The following is an 18,317-nucleotide window of genomic DNA, read 5'->3' as shown; positions in this document are numbered from 1 at the left end:
CCCCACAGGAGCCCCCGACATGCACGAGATCACCGTCGACGACGTCGAGTATCTCCGCCACGGCGACAAGCCGCTCCTCGCGCGCCTGTTCCGCCCCAAGGGGGAGGGCCCCTTTCCGATGATGGTGGATCTCCACGGGGGTGCGTGGTGCAACGGCAACCGCACCAATGACGTGGCGATGAACGAGCCCCTGGCGAAGAGCGGCGTCATCGTGGCCGCCCTCGACTTCCGCATGCCTCCCGACGGGGGCTATCCCGCGTCCCTCGTCGACATCCACTACGCCATCCGCTGGCTCAAGACGCAGGCGGGTCGGCTCCGCGGCCGCGCCGACCGCGTGGGCGCCATCGGCATCTCGAGCGGAGGCCATCAGGCCATGTTGCTCGGCATGCGCCCCACCGACCGGCGTTACGCCGCCCAGGCGCTGCCGGCGGGCTCGCCCGCGGTGGACGCGCGGCTCCGGTGCGTGGTGCTGTGCTGGCCGGTGATCGATCCGCTCGCGCGCTATCACTACGCCAAGAAGCTCAAGGCGGGCGGGCCGCCCTACCCCGAGGTGGTGGACCGCGTGCTTCCGCTGCACGATCTCTACTGGCCGGGCGAGGCCGCCATGGCGGAGGCCAATCCCGTGCTCGCCCTCGAGCGCGGCGAGACGGTGGAGACACCGCCCGCCCTCTACATCCAGGGCACGAAGGACGTGGCGCACCCGCGCCCCGACCTCGACCGCTTCGTCGCGGGGTATCGCAAGGCGGGCGGCCAGGTCGAGCTCGAGCTGTATGAGGGTGAGGCCGAGGGCTTCGTGAACCGCAATCCCGGCTCGCCCGCGGCCGCGAGGGCCGTGGCCCGCATCGTCGAGTTCGTCCACAAGCAGCTCGGCTGAGCGCGTGACTCCGGCGGGCATGGGGAGCGCGGCGTGATCGCCAACGCGCCGCGCTCCTCCGCCGAGCCGCGCGACGCGACCCCTCACACGACGGCGCGCAACCGCGCCGTCCTGGACACGCTGCCCTTCGCCGATCGCGGCGATTTCGCGGACGCGGCACGCGGCTTCGTCGCCACCCTCCCCGACGTCGAGATCACGAACGCGCAGGGGCGCGTGGTGTGGAGCCTGCGCGAGTACGCCTTCCTCGCCGCGGAGGAGGCGCCGCCGACCGTGAATCCCAGCCTCTGGCGGCAGGCGCGCTTGAACCTCCACAGCGGGCTCTTCCACGTCGCCGACGGCATCTATCAGATCCGCGGCTTCGACATCTCGAACATGACGCTGCTCGAGGGTGAGCGCGGCGTCATCGTCATCGATCCCCTCATCTCCACCGAGACGGCACGCGCCGGGCTCGATCTGTACTTCGCGCATCGCGGGCGACGGCCGGTCACCGCCGTCATCTACACGCACAGCCACACGGACCACTACGGCGGGGTGCGCGGCGTCGTCGAGGAGGCTGACGTGCGCGCGGGCCGCGTGCCCGTGCTCGCGCCCGACCGCTTCATGGTCGAGGTCGTTTCGGAGGCGGTGATCGCCGGCACGCCGATGGTGCGGCGCGCCCAGTTCCAGTTCGGCGCCACCCTGCCCAAAGGCCCGCGTGGCCAGGTGGACGCGGGGCTCGGCAAGGTAACGTCCCGGGGCACCGTGACACTGATCCCGCCGACGGTGACGATCGCGCGGCCATTCGAGACGCACCGGATCGACGGCGTGGAGATCGTGTTCCAGCTGGCCCCGGAGACCGAGGCGCCGGCCGAGATGCACATGTTCTATCCGGAGCGGCGCGCGCTGAACCTCGCCGAGAACGCCACCCACAACCTGCACAACACCTACCCCATCCGCGGCGCGCAGGTGCGGGACGCCAACGGCTGGGCGAAGTATCTCGACGCCGCGCTGGACCGCTTCGGCGGCGACGCCGACGTGGTCTTCGCCCAGCACCACTGGCCGGTGTGGGACGGCGACCGGGTGCGCGACTTCCTCGCCAAGCAGCGCGACCTCTACAAGTACCTGCACGACCAGGCCGCGCGCCTCATGAACCACGGCCTCCGCCCCGCCGAGATCGCCGAGCGCCTCGCCCTGCCCCCCGGGCTGGCCGGCGCGTGGCACGCGCGCGGCTACTATGGAACGCTCAGCCACAACGCCAAGGCGGTGTACCAGCGCTACCTCGGCTGGTACGACGCCAACCCCGCCCACCTGCAGCCCCTGCCCGCGGTGGAGCGGGCGCGCAAGTACGTCGAGTACATGGGCGGGGCGGAGGCGGCGCGCCGGCGGGGCCGCGAGGACTTCGCGCGGGGCGAGTACCGCTTCGTGGCGGAGGCGATGAGCCATCTCGTGTTCGCGGATCCCGGCGACGGGGAGGCCCGGGCCCTCGGCGCGGACGCCCTCGAGCAGCTCGGCTACCAGGCGGAGTCGGCGACGTGGCGAAACGCGTATCTCCTGGGGGCGCGCGAGCTGCGGGGCGGGACGCCCGATCTCGCCGCGCGGGCGCCGGTGAGCCCCGACGTGGTGCGCGCGATGCCCCTCGACCTCTTCTTCGACTATCTCGCGGTGCGCGTCGACGGCGAGCGCGCGGCCGGCGTGGCCCTGACGCTGAACTGGATCGTGGAGGACACCGGGGAGCGCTATGCCCTCACCCTCTCGAACGGCGCCCTGACCTATCGCGCGGACCGGCAACACCCGCGGCCGCACGCCACCGTCACCCTTTCGCGCACCACGCTCGACCGCCTCGCTCTCCGCGAGACGACGCCGGCCGAGGCCAAGGGCGCCGGCGCGCTCCGCCTCCAGGGCGACGGCGACGCGCTCGCCACCCTGTTCGGGCTGCTCGACGACTTCCGCATGATGTTCCCTGTGGTGGAGCCGCCGCGCGACGGGCGTGGCGCGCCGCTTGACTCCACCGTGCCGCGTCCCTAGGGTTTGCTTCGGGAGGCTCCCATGCCCGCGACGACGTTCGGTTTGACCCTGCCCAATCGCGCGGTGGTGCTGGGCGCGATCAAGTCCCGCGAGCTGCTCGAGCTGACGGTGGAGGCGGAGGCATCCGGCGCCTTCGACACCGTGTGGGTGGGCGACAGCCTGCTCGCCAAGCCGCGGCTCGAGGCGGTCACCCTCTTGTCGGCGCTGGCCGCGGTGACGTCGCGCGTGCGCCTGGGCGTGGGCTGCCTGGCTACGTTCGTGCACCGTCATCCCGTCCTCTTCGCCCAGCAATGGGCGAGCCTCGACGTGATCTCCGGCGGCCGCGCGTGGCTGGTCGTCTGCCTCGGCGGCCCCGACGAGCAGAGCCCGGCCCAGGCGCTCGAGCACCAGGTGATGGGCATCCGCGCCGCCGAGCGGGTGGCCCGCATGGAGGAGGGCATCACGATCCTGCGGCGGCTCTTCGGCGAGAAGAAGGCCGCGCATCACGGGCGCTTCTATCAGTTCGACGGCGTGACCATCGAGCCCGCTCCCGTCCAGCAGCCCCACCCGATCTGGATCGCGAGCAATCCCACCGGCCTCACCTGGAAGGGCGGCGCGAGCGCCGAGGACTCCGTCGTCGAGCGAAGCTTCCGCCGGGTCGCCCGCTATGCCGACGGCTGGATGACCAACAAGGTGAGCCCCGCCCAGTTCCGCGAGCAGTGGGCGCGCATCGCGGCGATGGCCCGCGAGGAGGGACGCGATCCCGCGCGGCTCGGCGGCGCGCTCTACCACAACATCCACATCAACGAGGACCGGCAGGCGGCGCTCGCGGAGAGCAAGGCCTTCCTCGACGCCTATTACACGAGCAAGTTCACGCCCGCCTTCGTGGAGGGCTGGACGGTGGCGGGCAGCCCCGCGCAGTGCATCGCCGAGCTGCGCGCGTACGCCGAGGCGGGGCTGAGCCACATCGCGCTACGGCTCACGTCGTGGGATCAGCGCGGCCAGCTCAAGCGGTTCCTCGGCGAGGTGGCGCCCGCGCTCTCCGGTCGATGATCTCCGGCATCGACCATCTCGTCATCGCGGTACCGGAGCTCGAGAAGGCGGCCACCGCCTATCGCGAGCTGGGCTTCACGGTGGTGCCGGGCGGCCGGCACCCCATCGGCACGCACAATGCCCTCATCGCCTTCGAGGACGGCGCCTACCTCGAGCTGGTCTCGTTCTATCGGGACAGCCGGGACCATCCCTGGTGGGCCGCGCTCCAGGACGGCGGCGGCCTCGTCGACTATTGCCTGCGGACCGACGACCTGATGGCGGACACGCGCGCCCTGCGCGCCGCCGGCGTGGAGATCGTCGACGCGGTCCCGCAGTCGCGCGAGCGCCCCGACGGCTACCGTGTGGCCTGGAGGGTCTCGCTCGTCCGCGCCCGGCACCAGGGGGTAGCCCCCTTTCTCATCAAGGATGAGACTCCGCGCGCGGAGCGCGTGCCCCGCGAGACCCGTCATGCGAACGACGTCACCGGCATCGCGCGGCTCCGCATCGCCACGACGTCCGCCGAGCTGCCCGCGGTGCGCCACTGGTACGCCGAAGTGCTGAAGCAGCCGGGCGAGGACGTCGTCAACGCGGAGCTCGGCGGCAACGGGATCCGCTTCGCCATCGGGCCCAACGCGGTGGAGGTTCTGGGCCCGCGGCTGGCCGGCGGCCCCATCGAGCGCTGGGTGACACGCCACGGGGCGTCGCCGTTCGACGCGACCCTGCGCTCGCGGGCGGGACGCGTCGGGCCGCTCGATCCCCTGCGCACCGGCGGCGCGCGGCTCGTCTTCACACCGGCGTGAAGTAGTCGCGCGTCTCGAACACCGTCGCCGCGAAGCGCTGCCCCTTGGCGGCGAGCCGTCGCTTCAGCACGAAGTCGAACAGCAGCGGGTTGTGTCGCCGAATCTCCACGATCACCGGCACCTCCGCGGGATCGATGAGCCCCAGGTCGGCGATGGCGTCCACGTAGATGACCGGCAGCACGCCGGGCAGCGGATAGTCCGACCCCCAGAGGAGCCGGGGATGCCAGTCCCCGTGCGCCAGCAGGGCGGGCAGATAGCGCTTCCGATTGCGCTGGACGGTGGCGGAGATGTCGCCGTGCAGGAGGCGCGCGTAGCGCGCCTCGCCCATCAACCGCGCGAACAGGTCGAAATTGGGCACCTTCGGCCCCTTCGGCCCCACGTCGAGGTCGACGCCCTTTCCGAACGTGGCGCAGTGGGCGACGATCACGCGCACGCCGTGATCCAGGGCTCGGCGGAGCCGTAGCGGGTTGCCGAGGTCCTGCCCGTCCCCCCACGCGTCCACCGTGCCCTCCGCACCCGCGTGGGAGAGGAGCGGCACACCGGTCCGCGCGAGCGCGGCGTAGAACGCATCGCAGCGCGCGGACGCCGGATCCATCCCCATCGCGTTCGGCAGCCACTTGACGGCGCGCGCGCCCCGCCGGCGCGCAGTCTCCAGCGCCTCCAGCGCGTCCGGCCGGTAGGGATGGATACTCGCGGCCCACTCGAAGCGCCGGGGGAAGCGCTGGGCGACGGCCGCCGCGTAGGCGTCGGACGTGTAGAAGGTCGAGCGCGACGGCTCGGGGCGCCCTTCCGCGTCGCGGTGATAGTCGAAGGCGAGGAGCACGCAGCGAGCGCCGGTCGGGAACGCGTCGATCAGCGCGTGCAGGCGCTCGACATAGCTCCGGTCCGCCGCCTTCGGGTCGACGCAGGCCGCGTTCATGAGGGCCATGCGTCGGAAGTACGACGATGGATGCCACAGGCTCTCCGCCTCGGGCGGCAGCCACGGGCCTTCGCCGGAATCGCCGGTGCCCACGAGGTGCACGTGCACATCCCACACGCGCGCGGGGTCCACGCCCTCCCAGGCCGCCTGGACGATCTCGTGGCGCGCGAGGTGCTCGGGCAGCCGGCTGTCCAGGCAAGGATTGCGGAGGCCGTCGTCGATGAGCGGCAGGGCGTCCACGGTGGACGCGCGGGCGCCGGTCGTGATGCCGAGCCCCGCGGCCGCGCCCGCGAGGAAGGCGCGACGGCTCAGCACCCGATCGCGTCCGTGATGACGTGCTTCATGCGGATCGCCGTATCGAGCTGCGCCCTCGGCGGCGTGCCCTTGACCACGCTGTTCAGGCAGAGATGCGTGGCGCCGAGGGCCTGCCAGCGGCGCGCCGCGCGCACCCAGTCCGCGGGCTCCCCCGCGGCCCGGATGCGCGCGTCCAGACCGAACACGGCGGGGTCGCGGCCCTCTTCCTTGAGCACCGCGCGCAACCGCGCCACCGCCGCCTCGGGATCCTCGGCGGGCGGCAGCAGCGGCATCCAGCCGTTGGCGTGGCGGGCGAGACGGCGCAACAGCACGTCCCCCACGCCGCCGCCGATCCAGATCGGCAGGGGGCGCGCCGGCCGCGGAGCGATCGCGATCCGGTCCAGCAGGTGGAAGCGGCCCTCGAAGGACACGAGCGGCTCGCTCCAGAGCCGGCGCAGCACCACGAGCTGCTCCTCGAGGCGCCGGCCACGACTGCCGAAGTCCGCCCCCAGCGAGCCGTACTCGGCGAAGTTCCAGCCGACGCCCACCACCAGCCGCAGCCGGCCCCCGCTCAGCAGATCGACCTCGGCTGCCTGCTTCGCGACCAGCGCGGTCTGGCGCTGCGGCAGTACGAGCACACTCGTCACCAGCTCGATGCGGCGGGTGAGCCCGGCGAGGTAGGCGAAGAGCGTGAAGATCTCATGGAAGGGGCTGTCGTGGACGTACGGGGGCCCCGCGAAACCGGGGATAGTCACGTTCGCGAAGCGGTCGGGATGCGCGCCGGTCACGTGATCGTAGGCGATCAGATAGTCGAACCCCGCCGCTTCCACCGCCTGGGCGAAGTCGCGGATGGCCGCGGGATCCGAGCCGATGTCCGCGTGGGGGAATACCGTGCCGATCTTCACCGCGTGCCGTGCTCCGCCATGGGGTGCGCTAGACGCGTCGCGCGTCCGGCCGGCCCAATATCCCATACGGCCGGACGAAGAGCACGCCGAGCAAGAGCACGTAGGGCGCCACGCTGCTGAAGCCCGCGCCCACGAGCGGATCGACGTACCCCGCGGTGAGGCTCTCGAGCACCCCCACGAGGATGGCGCCCACGATGCTGCCGGGAATGCTGTCGAGTCCCCCGATCACCACGATGGGGAACACCTTGAGTCCCAGCAGCGCCACGCCGAATCCTACGCCCGCGATGAGGGCCCAGAGCGTGCCCGCCAGCACGGCCAGAACGCCCACCAGGCCCCAGGTGATCGCGAGGTGGCGGTTCACGTCGATGCCGACGGAGAGGGCGACCTCCTGATCGTCGGCGAGGGCGCGGAGGGCCACGCCGGTCCGCGTCCACCGGAAGAACGCGGCCACCGCCACGATGGCGACGATCGCCACGCCGAGCGCGACGAGGCGGCTGATCGGGACCGCGACCTCGAGCACGACGAGCGGCTCCTCGGGGATCGGGAGGGTGAGCCGTCCGGGCACGCCCGCGAACAGAAAGGGCGCGGCGCCGCGCATGAGCGCGCCGAGCCCCAGCGTCACCATGATCACGGCGATCAAGGGCTGCCCCACCAGCCGGCGCAGGACGACGCGGTTGAAGCCCAGCGCGAAGACGACCATGGCGGCCCCGGCGACGCCGAGCGCGGCGGTCACCCCGAGGCCGGCACCGTGTGTGCCCGCCGCGGCCAGGCGCGACCCGTACATCACCCACTCCCCCAGCGCAAAGTTGATCATGCGCGAGGCCTTGTAGACGACCACGAAGGCGAGCGCGATCAAGGCGTAGACCGCGCCGGCAAGGATTCCGTCGAGCACCAGCGACACGAGAAAGCGCACGGGATGAGCCTACCACCGGCGCATGGCCGGACCACCCTTGACGCCGCGTCGGCGACGGGGCAGCATGCTGCGCAGGAGGGCATCGCCATGCCGAAGGTCCTGACCGAAGCGCAGGTGCGCGCGTACGAGCGTGACGGCTATCTCTTCCCGATCAGGGCCATGAGCGCCGAGCGTGCACGCCACTATCGGGAGAAGTTCGAGGCGCTGGAGGCGCGGGTGCCCGACATCAAGAAGATGAAGACCAAGTCGCATCTGCTCTGCCCGTGGGTGCTCGAGATCGCGGAGGATCCGCACCTCCTCGACATCTTCGAGGACCTGATCGGACCCAATCTCCGGTGCTGGAGCATGGCGTGGCGGGTGAAGAAGGCCGATCATGAGACCTTCGCGGGCTGGCACCAGGACTCGGCGTACGGCGCCGCGCTGCCCGTGGTGCTGGCCGGGCTCGCCCTGTCGAGCTGCGGAGTGACGCAGGGCTGCCTCCGCGGCATCCCCGGCTCGCACAAGGGCGGCATTCTCACCCACGGGGAGAGCGCGGACCCGAAGAGCATCCTCGCGCGGGGGCAGTTCATCACCGATCCTTTCGACGAGGACAAGGCCGTCGACTTTCCGCTGCAGCCCGGCGAGGTGGTGCTGTTCGACAATTCGCTGATCCACAGCTCCGGCGTCAACGCTGGCCCCGATCGTCGCTTCCTCCTGCTGATCGAGATGCACCCGACCTGGGCCAAGCCGCCGCGCACACGCCAGTCCACCATGCTGGTGCGGGGCGTCGACACCTACGGGAACTTCGACGACGAGCCGCGCCCCGATGCCGAGTGGAGTCCCACCGCGCTCGCCAACTGGGGCCGGATCACCGAGAAGCGCGCGAATCTCATCTTCGAGGACAGCGTCATCGGCCCCAGCGAGGCCTACGGCGGCACCCGGCCTGCGACGTAGCCGGGCCGGCGGGGTCCCCGAGGCGCGCCTCCCCTAGCCGCCGCCGCGGAGCGCCTTCACCGCTTCGCTCACCAGCGACTGGCCACGCGCGAGCACGGCCCGCCGCCAGACCTCGTCCTCCGGTGAGAACGCCTCGCGCAGCGCCAGCTTGGCGGGATGGGTCGGCGCGCCACCGCCCCAATGATGCCAGCGGTTCTCCTCCCGCAGCGCCCGCACGATGTGGATGGGGCGATACGTCCCGAACTCCTCGGCCACGAAGTGCAGGTCGCTGCCCGGGAAGATGCGGGCGAGCATCTTCTCGTAGCCGCCACGGATCCGATAGGCCGCCCCGCGATCCGCGTCGGCGAGGGTCACGCGCGCGCCGAAGACTCGCCGGGCCGCCTTGAACTCCTCCTCCTCGGCGAGCAGTAGCTCCTCGCCATACTCGCCCACGCCGGTGTGAACGTCGACGGCGATGACGCGTGCGGCGCCGGACAGGCGCTCGCGCAGGAAAGCCTGGTAGCGGTCGGGCCCCTGCTCCAGGTGCTTGCCACCGAAGAAGAGCCCCTTGGCGTAGTCGTACTGCCCGTTGGCGACCGCCTGCTTGAGGGCGGTCATGCCGTGCCGTGCCACCTGCCCGACGGCGCGCGCGTAGAAGAAGTCCCAGCCGGGCGGGCTCGGCGGATTGAGCAGGAAGTCGAGCGCGCCGTAGCCCGCGGGCGCGCCGCTGTACGCCTCGTCGGGTCCGAGGAAGTTCCGGTTGAGGTCAACGTTGTCCTCGTTGGCGCGGCGGAGCCAGGCCACCCCGTACGGATTGAGGAGGTGGACGAGGACGATCGCGCTATCGGCATCGAGCCGCGGCATGGCGTCGAGGAGCTGCAATTGTATCGCCGAGCCCGCGAAGCCCTCCACGCCGTGGATGCCGGAGGAGTGTAGCAGCGCCCGGCGGGGCCGCGCGGCGCCGAACCAGCCGATGTCGATCGTGAGCGCCTCGCCGGCGGGGCCGCGCGCATCGATGGGGATCTGCGCCAGCCGGCCGTGGGCGGCCTCCACCTTCGCGCGAAATCGTGCCCGGGCGGTGAGGTAGTCGGGCGAGAAGTAGCGCGCCGTCTCCGGCGACACCGGGGTGCGGCGCTCCCAGCCGGGCGGCGGCCCGACCACGATCCAGAAGGCCGCACCCGCGCCGACGCCGAGCGTCGCCGCGAGCCCGAGCAGGCCGAGCCAGGGATGGCGAACGAGCCAGCGCATCGACGCGAATACTCTACCATCGTCGGTGCGCGAGCCCGCTCCCAATGCGTACCCAAAAAGGACGGGAATTGGCTGGCCACAAACGTGCGCGCCTCCCGGATACTAGTGTCGGCCCTCATGCCCTCCACCCAGCTCCGCCGCCGCGGCCCGTCCGCATCACCCTCCCAGGAGTCCGCCTACGCGTGGACCCGGCTCGCCGCCGCGCTCGTCCTGTCCGGCATCGGCGGCGTGGGCATGTGGTCGGTGATCGTCGCCCTGCCCGCCATCCAGGCCGAGTTCGGCGTCGCGCGCTCCGCGGCCTCGCTCCCTTACACCGTGACCATGATCTGCTTCGGGATCGGCAGCATCGTGATGGGGCGCCTGTCCGACCGCTACGGCATCATCATGCCGGTGATGGGCGGGACCATCGCCCTCGGGATCGGCTACGCGCTCGCCGGGCAGGCGACGAACCTCTGGCAGTTCGTGCTGACGCAGGGCGTGGTGGTTGGAGTGGCCGGCTCGGCCACCTTCGCGCCGATCATCGCCGACACCTCGCTCTGGTTCACACGCAACCGGGGCAAGGCGGTGGCCATCATCGCGAGCGGCAGCTATCTCGCGGGCACGGTGTGGCCGCCCGTCGTGCAGCACTTCATCCAGACGGTGGGCTGGCGCCTCACGTTCCTGGGGATCGCCGTGTTCTGCGTGGCCACGATGCTGCCCCTCGCGCTCGTGCTGCGCCCGCGCTCGCCGCTCGTCGAGCGCACGCCGGGCCGCGCGCCGCTCGGCGCTCGCGCCGCGCGGCCGCTCGACATGTCGGCCGGCGCGCTCCAGACCGTGCTGGTCATCGCCGGTTTGTCCTGCTGCGTGGCGATGTCGATGCCTCAGGTCCACATCGTGGCCTACTGTGCCGACCTCGGTCACGGCGCGGCCCGCGGCGCCCAGATGCTGTCGCTCATGCTGGGCTTCGGCATCGTGAGCCGCCTCGCGTCCGGGTGGATCTGCGATCGGATCGGCGGCCGGTGGACGCTCCTCGCCAGCTCGAGCCTGCAGGCGCTGGCGCTCGTCCTCTTCCTGCCCTTCGACGATCTGCCCGCGCTCTACACGCTGTCAGCCCTGTTCGGTCTCTTCCAGGGCGGCCTCGTCCCCTCGTACGCGGTGATCGTGCGCGAGTTCTATCCGCCTCAGGAGGCCGGCGTGCGGGTGTCGATCGTGATCACCGCGACGGTATTCGGAATGGCCCTGGGCGGGTGGATGTCAGGCGCGATCTACGATCTCACCGGCTCGTACCACACGGCGTTCGTCAACGGGATCCTGTGGAACCTCCTGAACATCGGCATCGCGATCGGGCTCCTGCGGCGCCCGGGACGGCCGCTCGAGCAGGCCTGGGGCTAGCCCAGCGGGCGCGGCCGGGCCCGCTCGATGCGGCGCCCGCGGTCGTAGGCGTCCTGCGCGCGCTGGTGCGCGACGCGCCGGGTTTTAGTCATCTATGAACCTATAATTCTTCCTCAACAGGCCGGGCCGGCTCGTCGGCTCCACGGTGATGAGGGCGGGACTCGTGCGCTCGCCGAGGAGCCCCGTGATGGCATCCTCGATCCGTCGGATCGCCTTCTCGACCTCGGTGACGGACAGACCGGATTTGAAGTGGACTCCGAGCGCGACCACGATCTGATGCGGCCCGATGTGCATGGTCCGCAGCTCCACTAGTCGCTCCACCGCCTCGTCCTCTCCCACGATCCGGCGGATCGCCGTCTCGGTGCGGCGCGGGGCGGGTTCCCCGATGAGGAGGGAATAGTTCTCGGCGGCGAGCAGCGCGGCGACGCCGACGAGGAGAACGCCGATCGCCGCGGACGCACCCGCGTCCCAGAAGGCATTGGCGGTCTGCCGGCTCAGCCAGATGCCCGCGCCGGCGAACCCCAGCGAGAGGATCGCCGCGGTGTCCTCCAGCACGACGGTGGGCAGCGTGGAGTCGCGGCTCTCGATCCAGTACTGCCGCAGCGTCCGCGGGCCCTTCGCCTTCCGCAGCGAGTGGAGGCTGATGCCCAGTGAGATTGCCTCGAAGACGAAGCCGCCCGCCAGGACACCGTAGGCCCACGCGGCGGAGCCCTCGTGGGCGAACGGATGCAGCGTCTTCCGCACCCCCTCCCAGATCGAGAACGCGCCCCCTAGGGTGAACAGCATCACCGACACCACGAAGCCCCAGAAGTACACGGCTCTGCCGTAGCCGAAGGGGTGCCGCCGGTCCGGGGGGCGCTGCCCGATCTGCATGCCGAGAAAGAGCAACACCTGATTGCCAGTATCGGCGAGGGAGTGGAACGTCTCCGCGAGCATCGCCGCGCTGCCCGTGAAGGCCGCGGCCACGCCCTTGAGCACGGCCAGGGCGACATTGCCGGCCAGCGCCGCGATCACCGCTGTCTTTGACTCGTTCTCCATCGAGATCAGTATGCGCCGCGGCCGACCCGCTTGCCTGGGCACCGCAGTTCAATTGAAATACGCCGCGTGACCGGGAGCCGCAGGCCGGACGACGCGACATCGCTCTCCCCACGGGCCGCCATCGCGATCGGCGCCGGCCTCATCGCCTTCGGTGGGTTCATCGCGCTCTCCGTCCTCGGCCTCGTGACCGGCACGCCGCCGCCGCACGAGGCGCCGCCCTGGGTGGGCGCGTGCGCCGGCCTCGTCTTCGTGTTCGGCGGCGGCGCGATGATCGTGGGCTACGCGCTGGCCGGCGGGGCGACGCCCGACGGCGACCTGCCGCCGGGGACGCCCTGTGGATGCGCGTGACGCAGATGACGCTCGGGCTCGGCATCGTCGGCGCGCTGGGCGCCGTCGCCTCTTGGGTGGCCTTCGGCCCGGGGCCGCGGACCTTCACGGCCAGCGGCACCTTCGCCTCGGGTCAGACGAGCGAGCGCGTGGGGCGGATGGTGTTCGGCGCCGGCGCGGCGCTGCTCGCGGTGGTCTTCGTGGCGCTCCTGGTCGTCAGCGTGAAGCGCCTGCGCGCACGGCCGTAGCCGGCTGGGGCCGGCGCCACGCCCCGCCGAGGATCACGCAGCCGACCACGACGAGATAGGCCGCGTAGCCGGCGGCCTCGAGGGGCGACGGGCGCTCGCGGTAGCCGAGAAGGCCCGCCAGGAAGCTGCCCACCACGCTCGAATCGCTCAGCAGCCACGACGTGTCCCAGAGGGGCGCCATCATCGGGAGCACGCCGAGCGACTGCAGCCGGCCGATGCCGGTGCTGAAGAGTCCGGCGGCGAGGAAGATCAAGAGCACGGTGGTGACGGTGAAGAACCGGGCCAGGCTCAGGCGCCGGCCGCCGCGGAAGATCAACCAGCCGAGGAGCGCGGCCGAGCCGACGCCGGCAACGCCCGCGGCGACGCTCCCCCAGCCGGCTGCCGACGTGGCCTCCGCCATGAGACCCCAGAGAAAGATCACGGTCTCCGCGCCTTCGCGGAACACGCCGGTGAAGGCGATCAGTCCCACCATCCACAACCGCTGCGTGCGGCGCGCCCCTTCGATGCGCCGCTCGACCTCCCCGCTGATGCCACGCGCGTGACGCTGCATCCACCACGCATGCCACGTGAGCAAGATGACGGCGAGGAAGATCACGGCGGCCGCGACGACGTCGGGCCCGAGATCGACGAGCGGGCCGGAGAAGTACGCGACCGTCACGCCCATCGCGATGCTGGCGGCGAGGCCGAGCGCGCCGCCGAGGCTCACCCACCCGAAGTGTTGCCGGGCGCCGATCTTGTCGAGGTAGGTGTAGACGAGCCCCAGCAGCAGCGCCGCCTCGAGGGCCTCGCGTAGCGTGATGAGGAAGGTGCCGCCCATCGGGCGCTACTCCGCGACGATCCGGCCCTGGGCGGTCGCCTCGTGGTACTCGCCCACGAACTTGTACGTGCCGGCCTTGAGCGCGGGCACCTTCACCTTCACGGTCTTGCCTCCGGCGATCACCTTCTCGATCTTCAGGTCCTTGCTCTCGAACTCCTCGGCGGACGTGTCCTTGTTGGTGATGACGAGCACGAACGGAGCGCCGGCCTTCACCTTGATCTCGGCCGGCTCGAAGCGGTTCTTCTCGATGGTGAGCGGGATCTCCTGGTCCGCGGCCCCGGCCGGCAACGGGACCAGGGCGAGGCCGGCGAGGAGCATGACGGCGGCGAGCGTGGCAGCGAGCACTTTCATGATATTAGGGGCACCCTTGTCCAGGACATCAGGGTTACCTAAATCACGGGCGCCTGTCAATGCCCCGGCGCCCCGGGCCGAGGGGGTCAGAGCCCCCAGCAGGTCAGAGCCCCAGGAGGGCCTCGAGGTTCCGCCCGAGAATGCGCTCCTTCTCCTCGGCGGTGAGGGAGGCGAGCCCCTGGACCCAGGTCACGGGCGAGGGATGCCAGGGCACGAAGGGCCAGTCGCTGCCAAGCACGACGCGGTCCGCGCCCACCTGGTCGAGCAGGAAGCGGAGCGCCGCCTCGTTCCCCACCACGCTGTCGTAGTAGAGACGGCGCTGATAGGCGCTGGGCGGCTGGGGAATGCGCTGGGGCCCCTCGAAGCGCGTCTGCCAGGCGCGATCCAGCCGGCCCATCGCGTAGCAGGCGGGCCCGCCCCCGTGGGCCACGCAGATCCTGAGAGCGGGGCAGGCCTCGAGGATGCCACCCAGGATGAGGACGGCCACGACGATGGCGTCCTCCACGATCACCCCGAGGCTATTGTTGAGCCGGTACTGGGGCGCGCGCTCCGTCATGAAGTTGTGGAAGGGTTGCGGGTGGTAGAAGAGCACCGCCCCCATCGCCTCCGCGGCCTTGAAGAAGGGCAGGAACTTGGGCGCGTCCCAGTTCTCGCCGTTGACCGCGGTGTCGAGCTCGGCGCCCCTGAGGCCGAGCGTGGTCACCGCCCGCTCGAGCTCGGCGATGGCGGCGCCCACGTCCTGCATGGGGAGCGTCGCGAGGCCGGCGAAGCGCTGGGGCCAGCCGCGGACCATGCCGGCGATCTCGTCGTTGACCTCGCGGGCCAGCGCCTGCCCGCTCGCCCCGTCCAGGTGATAGCCAAAGAGGGGCGTGTGGATGGACAGGACCTGGACGTCGACCTTCTGCGCGTCCATGTCCTCGATGCGCTGCTCGGGGGTGAAGCGCACCTTGGGCGTTACGAAGCCGTGCCGCCTGCCACCGCCCACGAAGACGCCAACTCCCTTGCCCGGCTCGTGACGGTAGCCGTGCCAGGGCGTGCCGGCATCGGCCGCGCGCCAAAGCGACTGGGGCACCACGTGCGCGTGGATGTCGATGGAGCGCATCGCGGCCCTCGCGCGTGCGCCGCCCCTACTCGGGGATCCCGTGGAGCAGGTACATGACCTGCAGGATCGAGCCCGGCGCCCCCATGTCCCCGAACCACTTCCGGTAGATCTCGACGATGTCGCCGGACCGGTACAACGCCGCGAGGGTGCGATTGGCGACGAGGCGGAAGGCCGAGTCATTGCGCCGCACCATGAAGCCGTGGGGCTCGTACGAGAACATCTCGCTGGACAGGGCGTAGCGCTCGGGCTTCTGGGCGCGGCGGCCCACGCCGATGAGGATGGTGCGATCCGAGGCGTAGGCGTCCGCGGTCCCCTTCTCCAGCGCAGCCAGACCCTCATCGTGCGTCTTCACCGGCACGATCGTCGCTTGCACCTGGGCTCGCTGCATGACCGCGTCCAGCGCGGGCGCGGTGGTCGTGCCGGGAATCACCGCCACGCGCTTCCCCCGAAGGTCGGCCACGTTCCGGATCCCGAGGCCGTCCACGACGAGCAGGCTCCCGCCGTCCACGAAGGTCATGTACGTGAAGTCCACCTGCTCCTGGCGCGACAGACTCATGGTGGTCGAGCCGCATTCGATGTCCACCGTGCCCTTCGCCACGGACTCCACCCGGTTGGCCGCGGTCACGGGGACGAAGCGCACGTCCAGCTTCGCGAGACCCACGCTCTTCTGCACCGCGGCGGCGATGTGCCGGCACAGATCGACGGAGTAGCCGGCCGGCTGGCCCTGCTCGTCCTTGAAGGCAAACGGCCGCGCGGTGTCGCGGTAGCCGATGGTGAGGACGCCCGTCTTCTTCACGCGGTCCAGAGTGTCCTGCGCCAGCGCCGGGACGGCGGCGGCAACGGTCAGCGCCAGCGCGAGGACCAGCGTGCGTGCGGCGGTGTGCAGCAGATCAATGCGCATTCCTGCCTCCCATGGTCGAGACGTTTCGAAGTCGCGCGGCGAGCCGCTCACGCCTCAGTGGCGGCCCGACTATATGCTTCCGCTTCGGCGTGGGTCAACCGAATGCCCGTCGGGCGACGGGCCACGGGGCCGCCATGCGACCACCCCCACCCAGCCTCGCTCCCAGGACAGCGCCCAGCGCCCGCTCCGCTCCTGCATCGCGTCGCGGGCAAGGCGGGCGAGCCGTTGGCCCTTGGCGGTGTCCGGGCCCACGAAGAGCTGCTGATAGAGCCACGGCAGCGGCCCTTCCGGCGTGGCGTGCGCGAGAGGCTCTCGCGGCAGCAGGCGGATGTCGAACAGACGTCCGCGCGCCAGAAGCACGACCAGGAACTCCGTGAGCGACGGGAGCCGGACGCGCGGCTCGCCGTGAACGGGTGGCCAGAACGGCTCGGCCAGATAGGGCGGCGAGGGCGTCACCAGCACGGCCACGCAGAGCCGCCGGGCCGCCCCTTCCATCGCCTCCAGGAACGACCCGATGTCCTCGACGTCGTAGCCGAGATGCGCGATGAGCGCCACGTCGGCGGACGGCGCCTCGGCCATCGGCCAGCGCGCCTCCACGACCTCGATGTTGCCGATCCCGTGGTTGGACATGCCGTTCCGGAGCACGCCGAGCATGCCCGGGGACGGATCGATGGCGATCACCCGCCCGGCGTGAAGCGCGAGGGGCAGCGCGTAGCGGCCGCCGCCCGCGCCGATGTCCAGCCATGTCTCGCCCGGCTCCACGAGCGCGTGCAGCACCTCGAGGACGGGCTCATCGGGACGGCGGGGATCGGCCTGAAAGTCGGACGCCACCGCGGCGTAGAAATCGCGGGGCGGCGCGCCCTCGCGGAGCCGCTCGGCCTGCTCGCGATTGGCGCGCACGCGGCGGCGCCAAGCCTCCAGTGCGTCCGCCGCGGCGGGGGCCAGCGCGTCGGCCATGGGCGGAGTGTGCCATAGCCGCCTTGACGACGCGCACGACTCGCGCGATCCTCGCCGCGCCGGCACTCGTCAACCCCACGGAGGCTTGCTCATGGAAGAGGTATTCCCGGTTCTCAGCGGCATCGTGCTCGGGCTCGCCACTGACGCCATGCGGCCCGTGTGGCTCAAGGCCGCGCTCATCGCGGTGCTCGGCGTCGCCGCCGGCTTCACCGCCGCGTGGGTCAGCGGAGAGCTCGCCGTGAGCTGGGCGTATCTCCTCATCGACATCGCCCAGGTGGTGGGCGCCGCGGTCATGACGGGCGTGCTCGTCAGGGTCTGGCTGCGCCGCCGGGCGCGCTCGCTCGCCGGCTAGCCCCTCCGAACGAAGGGCCGGGAGCTGCCTGCCGCACGGCTCCAGGCCCCGGAGAAGCCCGCAGTGTACGCGGGTGCGACTCAGCCGCGGAGATTCTTGTTGAAAAACTCCACCGTGCGCTGCCAGGCCAGCCCCGCGGCCGCCCGATCGTAGCGCGGGGTCGTGTCGTTGTTGAAGCCATGCTCGGTGCCCGGATAGCGGTACATGGTGTAGGCGACCCCACTGGCCTTGAGCGCGGCCTCGTAGGCGGGCCAGCCCGAGTTGATCCGGTCGTCGTTGTCGGCGTAGTGGATGAGGAGCGGGGCCTTGATCCGCGCCGCGTCCGCCGCTGCGGGCTGCCCTCCATAGAACGGCACTGCGGCGGCGAGGTCGGGCAGCCGGGTCGCCAGCATGTTCGCCATCGTGCCGCCCCAGCAGAAACCCACGACGCCGATCTTCCCCGTGCACTCGGGCCGCGCCTTGAGCACACCCGCGCCGGCCACGAGATCCTCGCGCATCTTGGCCTGGTCGAGCTTGGCGAACGCCTCACGCGCCTTGTCCTCGTCGCCCGGATAGCCACCGAACGGCGTCAGCGCGTCGGGCGCCAGGGCCACAAACTTGTCCAGCGCGAGGCGGCGCGTGATGTCCTCGATGTGCGGGTTGAGCCCGCGATTCTCGTGGATCACGAGGATGCCCGGCAGCTTGCCCGTGGCCGACTCCGGCCGCGCCAGATACGCGCGCACCTTGCCGGTGCCCTGCGGTGACTCGTAGTCGATCCATTCGGTGCGCAGCCGCTGGTCGTCCTTGGCCACCTGCTGCGCCTCCGCGAAACGCGGGCTCAGCGCATCGAGCAGCCCGGCCGCGGTCATCCCGCCCACCGCGAACTTCGCCGCGCGCTCGAGGAAGCCGCGCCTGTCGATGTCGCCGTGCACGTAGAGATCGAAGAGGTTCAGCAGCTCCTGGTCGAATTCGCGCGCCGTCCATCGCTCCATGG

At 71.3% G+C, this 18,317-nt stretch carries 19 protein-coding genes and 1 pseudogene; 9 read left to right on the top strand and 11 right to left on the bottom strand.

The window, feature by feature from the left end:
• Positions 1 to 19: 19 nt before the first annotated feature.
• From VFX14_15360 to VFX14_15345, 4 genes and pseudogenes are all read left to right on the top strand, one after another.
• Positions 20 to 874: an alpha/beta hydrolase gene (locus VFX14_15360; protein HEU5191061.1), complete on the top strand. Its 855-nt coding sequence runs from the start codon at positions 20 to 22 to the stop codon at positions 872 to 874.
• A 33-nt stretch (positions 875 to 907) separates the two neighbouring features.
• A pseudogene (locus VFX14_15355) lies at positions 908 to 2,878 on the top strand (alkyl sulfatase dimerization domain-containing protein).
• 21 nt (positions 2,879 to 2,899) lie between these two features.
• Positions 2,900 to 3,910: an LLM class flavin-dependent oxidoreductase gene (locus VFX14_15350; GenBank protein HEU5191060.1), complete on the top strand. Its 1,011-nt coding sequence runs from the start codon at positions 2,900 to 2,902 to the stop codon at positions 3,908 to 3,910.
• Positions 3,907 to 4,689: a VOC family protein gene (locus VFX14_15345; GenBank protein HEU5191059.1), complete on the top strand. Its 783-nt coding sequence runs from the start codon at positions 3,907 to 3,909 to the stop codon at positions 4,687 to 4,689. The genes VFX14_15350 and VFX14_15345 overlap by 4 nt, the downstream gene beginning before the upstream one ends.
• Here VFX14_15345 and VFX14_15340 read toward each other — a convergent pair.
• Genes VFX14_15340 through VFX14_15330 form a run of 3 tightly spaced genes read right to left on the bottom strand, consistent with a single transcriptional unit; the run spans position 4,676 to position 7,720 of the window.
• On the bottom strand, positions 4,676 to 5,923 hold the full coding sequence (locus VFX14_15340) for an amidohydrolase family protein (protein HEU5191058.1): 1,248 nt from the start codon (positions 5,921 to 5,923) through the stop codon (positions 4,676 to 4,678). The two genes, VFX14_15345 and VFX14_15340, sit on opposite strands and share 14 nt — an antisense overlap.
• Positions 5,917 to 6,807 (bottom strand): LLM class F420-dependent oxidoreductase, encoded by an 891-nt coding sequence (locus tag VFX14_15335; protein HEU5191057.1) that lies wholly within the window; start codon positions 6,805 to 6,807, stop codon positions 5,917 to 5,919. Before VFX14_15335 ends, VFX14_15340 begins: the two co-directional genes overlap by 7 nt.
• A gap of 28 nt (positions 6,808 to 6,835) precedes the next feature.
• On the bottom strand, positions 6,836 to 7,720 hold the full coding sequence (locus VFX14_15330; protein HEU5191056.1) for a branched-chain amino acid ABC transporter permease: 885 nt from the start codon (positions 7,718 to 7,720) through the stop codon (positions 6,836 to 6,838).
• A gap of 87 nt (positions 7,721 to 7,807) precedes the next feature.
• Between VFX14_15330 and VFX14_15325 the strand changes: the two genes are divergently transcribed.
• Positions 7,808 to 8,653 carry a phytanoyl-CoA dioxygenase family protein gene (locus tag VFX14_15325; protein ID HEU5191055.1) on the top strand — a complete coding sequence of 282 codons (846 nt, stop codon included), beginning with the start codon at positions 7,808 to 7,810 and terminating at the stop codon, positions 8,651 to 8,653.
• Between the two features lie 33 nt (positions 8,654 to 8,686).
• Here VFX14_15325 and VFX14_15320 read toward each other — a convergent pair whose 3' ends face one another.
• On the bottom strand, positions 8,687 to 9,880 hold the full coding sequence (locus tag VFX14_15320) for a DUF2817 domain-containing protein (GenBank protein HEU5191054.1): 1,194 nt from the start codon (positions 9,878 to 9,880) through the stop codon (positions 8,687 to 8,689).
• A 117-nt stretch (positions 9,881 to 9,997) separates the two neighbouring features.
• On the opposite strand from VFX14_15320, the gene VFX14_15315 reads away from it, so the two are divergent.
• The gene (locus VFX14_15315) at positions 9,998 to 11,251 is read left to right on the top strand and encodes an MFS transporter (GenBank protein HEU5191053.1); all 1,254 of its coding nucleotides are present in this window, start codon (positions 9,998 to 10,000) and stop codon (positions 11,249 to 11,251) included.
• 84 nt (positions 11,252 to 11,335) lie between these two features.
• Here the strand turns inward: VFX14_15315 and VFX14_15310 are convergent, their stop codons facing one another.
• Entirely contained in the window at positions 11,336 to 12,289 is a 954-nt protein-coding gene (locus VFX14_15310; GenBank protein ID HEU5191052.1) for a cation diffusion facilitator family transporter, read from the bottom strand.
• 66 nt (positions 12,290 to 12,355) lie between these two features.
• Between VFX14_15310 and VFX14_15305 the strand changes: the two genes are divergently transcribed.
• Positions 12,356 to 12,637: a hypothetical protein gene (locus VFX14_15305; GenBank protein ID HEU5191051.1), complete on the top strand. Its 282-nt coding sequence runs from the start codon at positions 12,356 to 12,358 to the stop codon at positions 12,635 to 12,637.
• Positions 12,628 to 12,864 (top strand): hypothetical protein, encoded by a 237-nt coding sequence (locus VFX14_15300; protein HEU5191050.1) that lies wholly within the window; start codon positions 12,628 to 12,630, stop codon positions 12,862 to 12,864. The genes VFX14_15305 and VFX14_15300 overlap by 10 nt, the downstream gene beginning before the upstream one ends.
• Here the strand turns inward: VFX14_15300 and VFX14_15295 are convergent.
• The 5 genes from VFX14_15295 to VFX14_15275 all read right to left on the bottom strand — a co-directional run bounded on the left by VFX14_15295 (position 12,833) and on the right by VFX14_15275 (position 16,992).
• Positions 12,833 to 13,681, bottom strand: a complete 849-nt coding sequence (locus VFX14_15295) for an FTR1 family protein (GenBank protein HEU5191049.1) — start codon at positions 13,679 to 13,681, stop codon at positions 12,833 to 12,835. The two genes, VFX14_15300 and VFX14_15295, sit on opposite strands and share 32 nt — an antisense overlap.
• Before the next feature lie 6 nt (positions 13,682 to 13,687).
• Positions 13,688 to 14,032 (bottom strand): cupredoxin domain-containing protein, encoded by a 345-nt coding sequence (locus tag VFX14_15290; protein HEU5191048.1) that lies wholly within the window; start codon positions 14,030 to 14,032, stop codon positions 13,688 to 13,690.
• A gap of 103 nt (positions 14,033 to 14,135) precedes the next feature.
• On the bottom strand, positions 14,136 to 15,134 hold the full coding sequence (locus VFX14_15285; protein ID HEU5191047.1) for an amidohydrolase family protein: 999 nt from the start codon (positions 15,132 to 15,134) through the stop codon (positions 14,136 to 14,138).
• 25 nt (positions 15,135 to 15,159) lie between these two features.
• The gene (locus VFX14_15280) at positions 15,160 to 16,035 is read right to left on the bottom strand and encodes an amino acid ABC transporter substrate-binding protein (protein HEU5191046.1); all 876 of its coding nucleotides are present in this window, start codon (positions 16,033 to 16,035) and stop codon (positions 15,160 to 15,162) included.
• A 69-nt stretch (positions 16,036 to 16,104) separates the two neighbouring features.
• Positions 16,105 to 16,992, bottom strand: a complete 888-nt coding sequence (locus VFX14_15275) for a class I SAM-dependent methyltransferase (protein HEU5191045.1) — start codon at positions 16,990 to 16,992, stop codon at positions 16,105 to 16,107.
• Between the two features lie 91 nt (positions 16,993 to 17,083).
• Between VFX14_15275 and VFX14_15270 the strand changes: the two genes are divergently transcribed.
• Positions 17,084 to 17,344 carry a hypothetical protein gene (locus VFX14_15270; GenBank protein HEU5191044.1) on the top strand — a complete coding sequence of 87 codons (261 nt, stop codon included), beginning with the start codon at positions 17,084 to 17,086 and terminating at the stop codon, positions 17,342 to 17,344.
• Between the two features lie 80 nt (positions 17,345 to 17,424).
• Here VFX14_15270 and VFX14_15265 read toward each other — a convergent pair whose 3' ends face one another.
• Entirely contained in the window at positions 17,425 to 18,315 is an 891-nt protein-coding gene (locus VFX14_15265; protein ID HEU5191043.1) for a dienelactone hydrolase family protein, read from the bottom strand.
• Between the last annotated feature and the right edge of the window lie 2 nt (positions 18,316 to 18,317).

Source organism: Candidatus Methylomirabilota bacterium (genome assembly GCA_035764725.1).
Lineage (GTDB): Bacteria > Methylomirabilota > Methylomirabilia > Rokubacteriales > CSP1-6 > DASRWT01.
The sequence above is the reverse complement of the archived record's forward strand: the minus strand, read 5'-3'. Positions and strand labels throughout refer to the sequence as shown.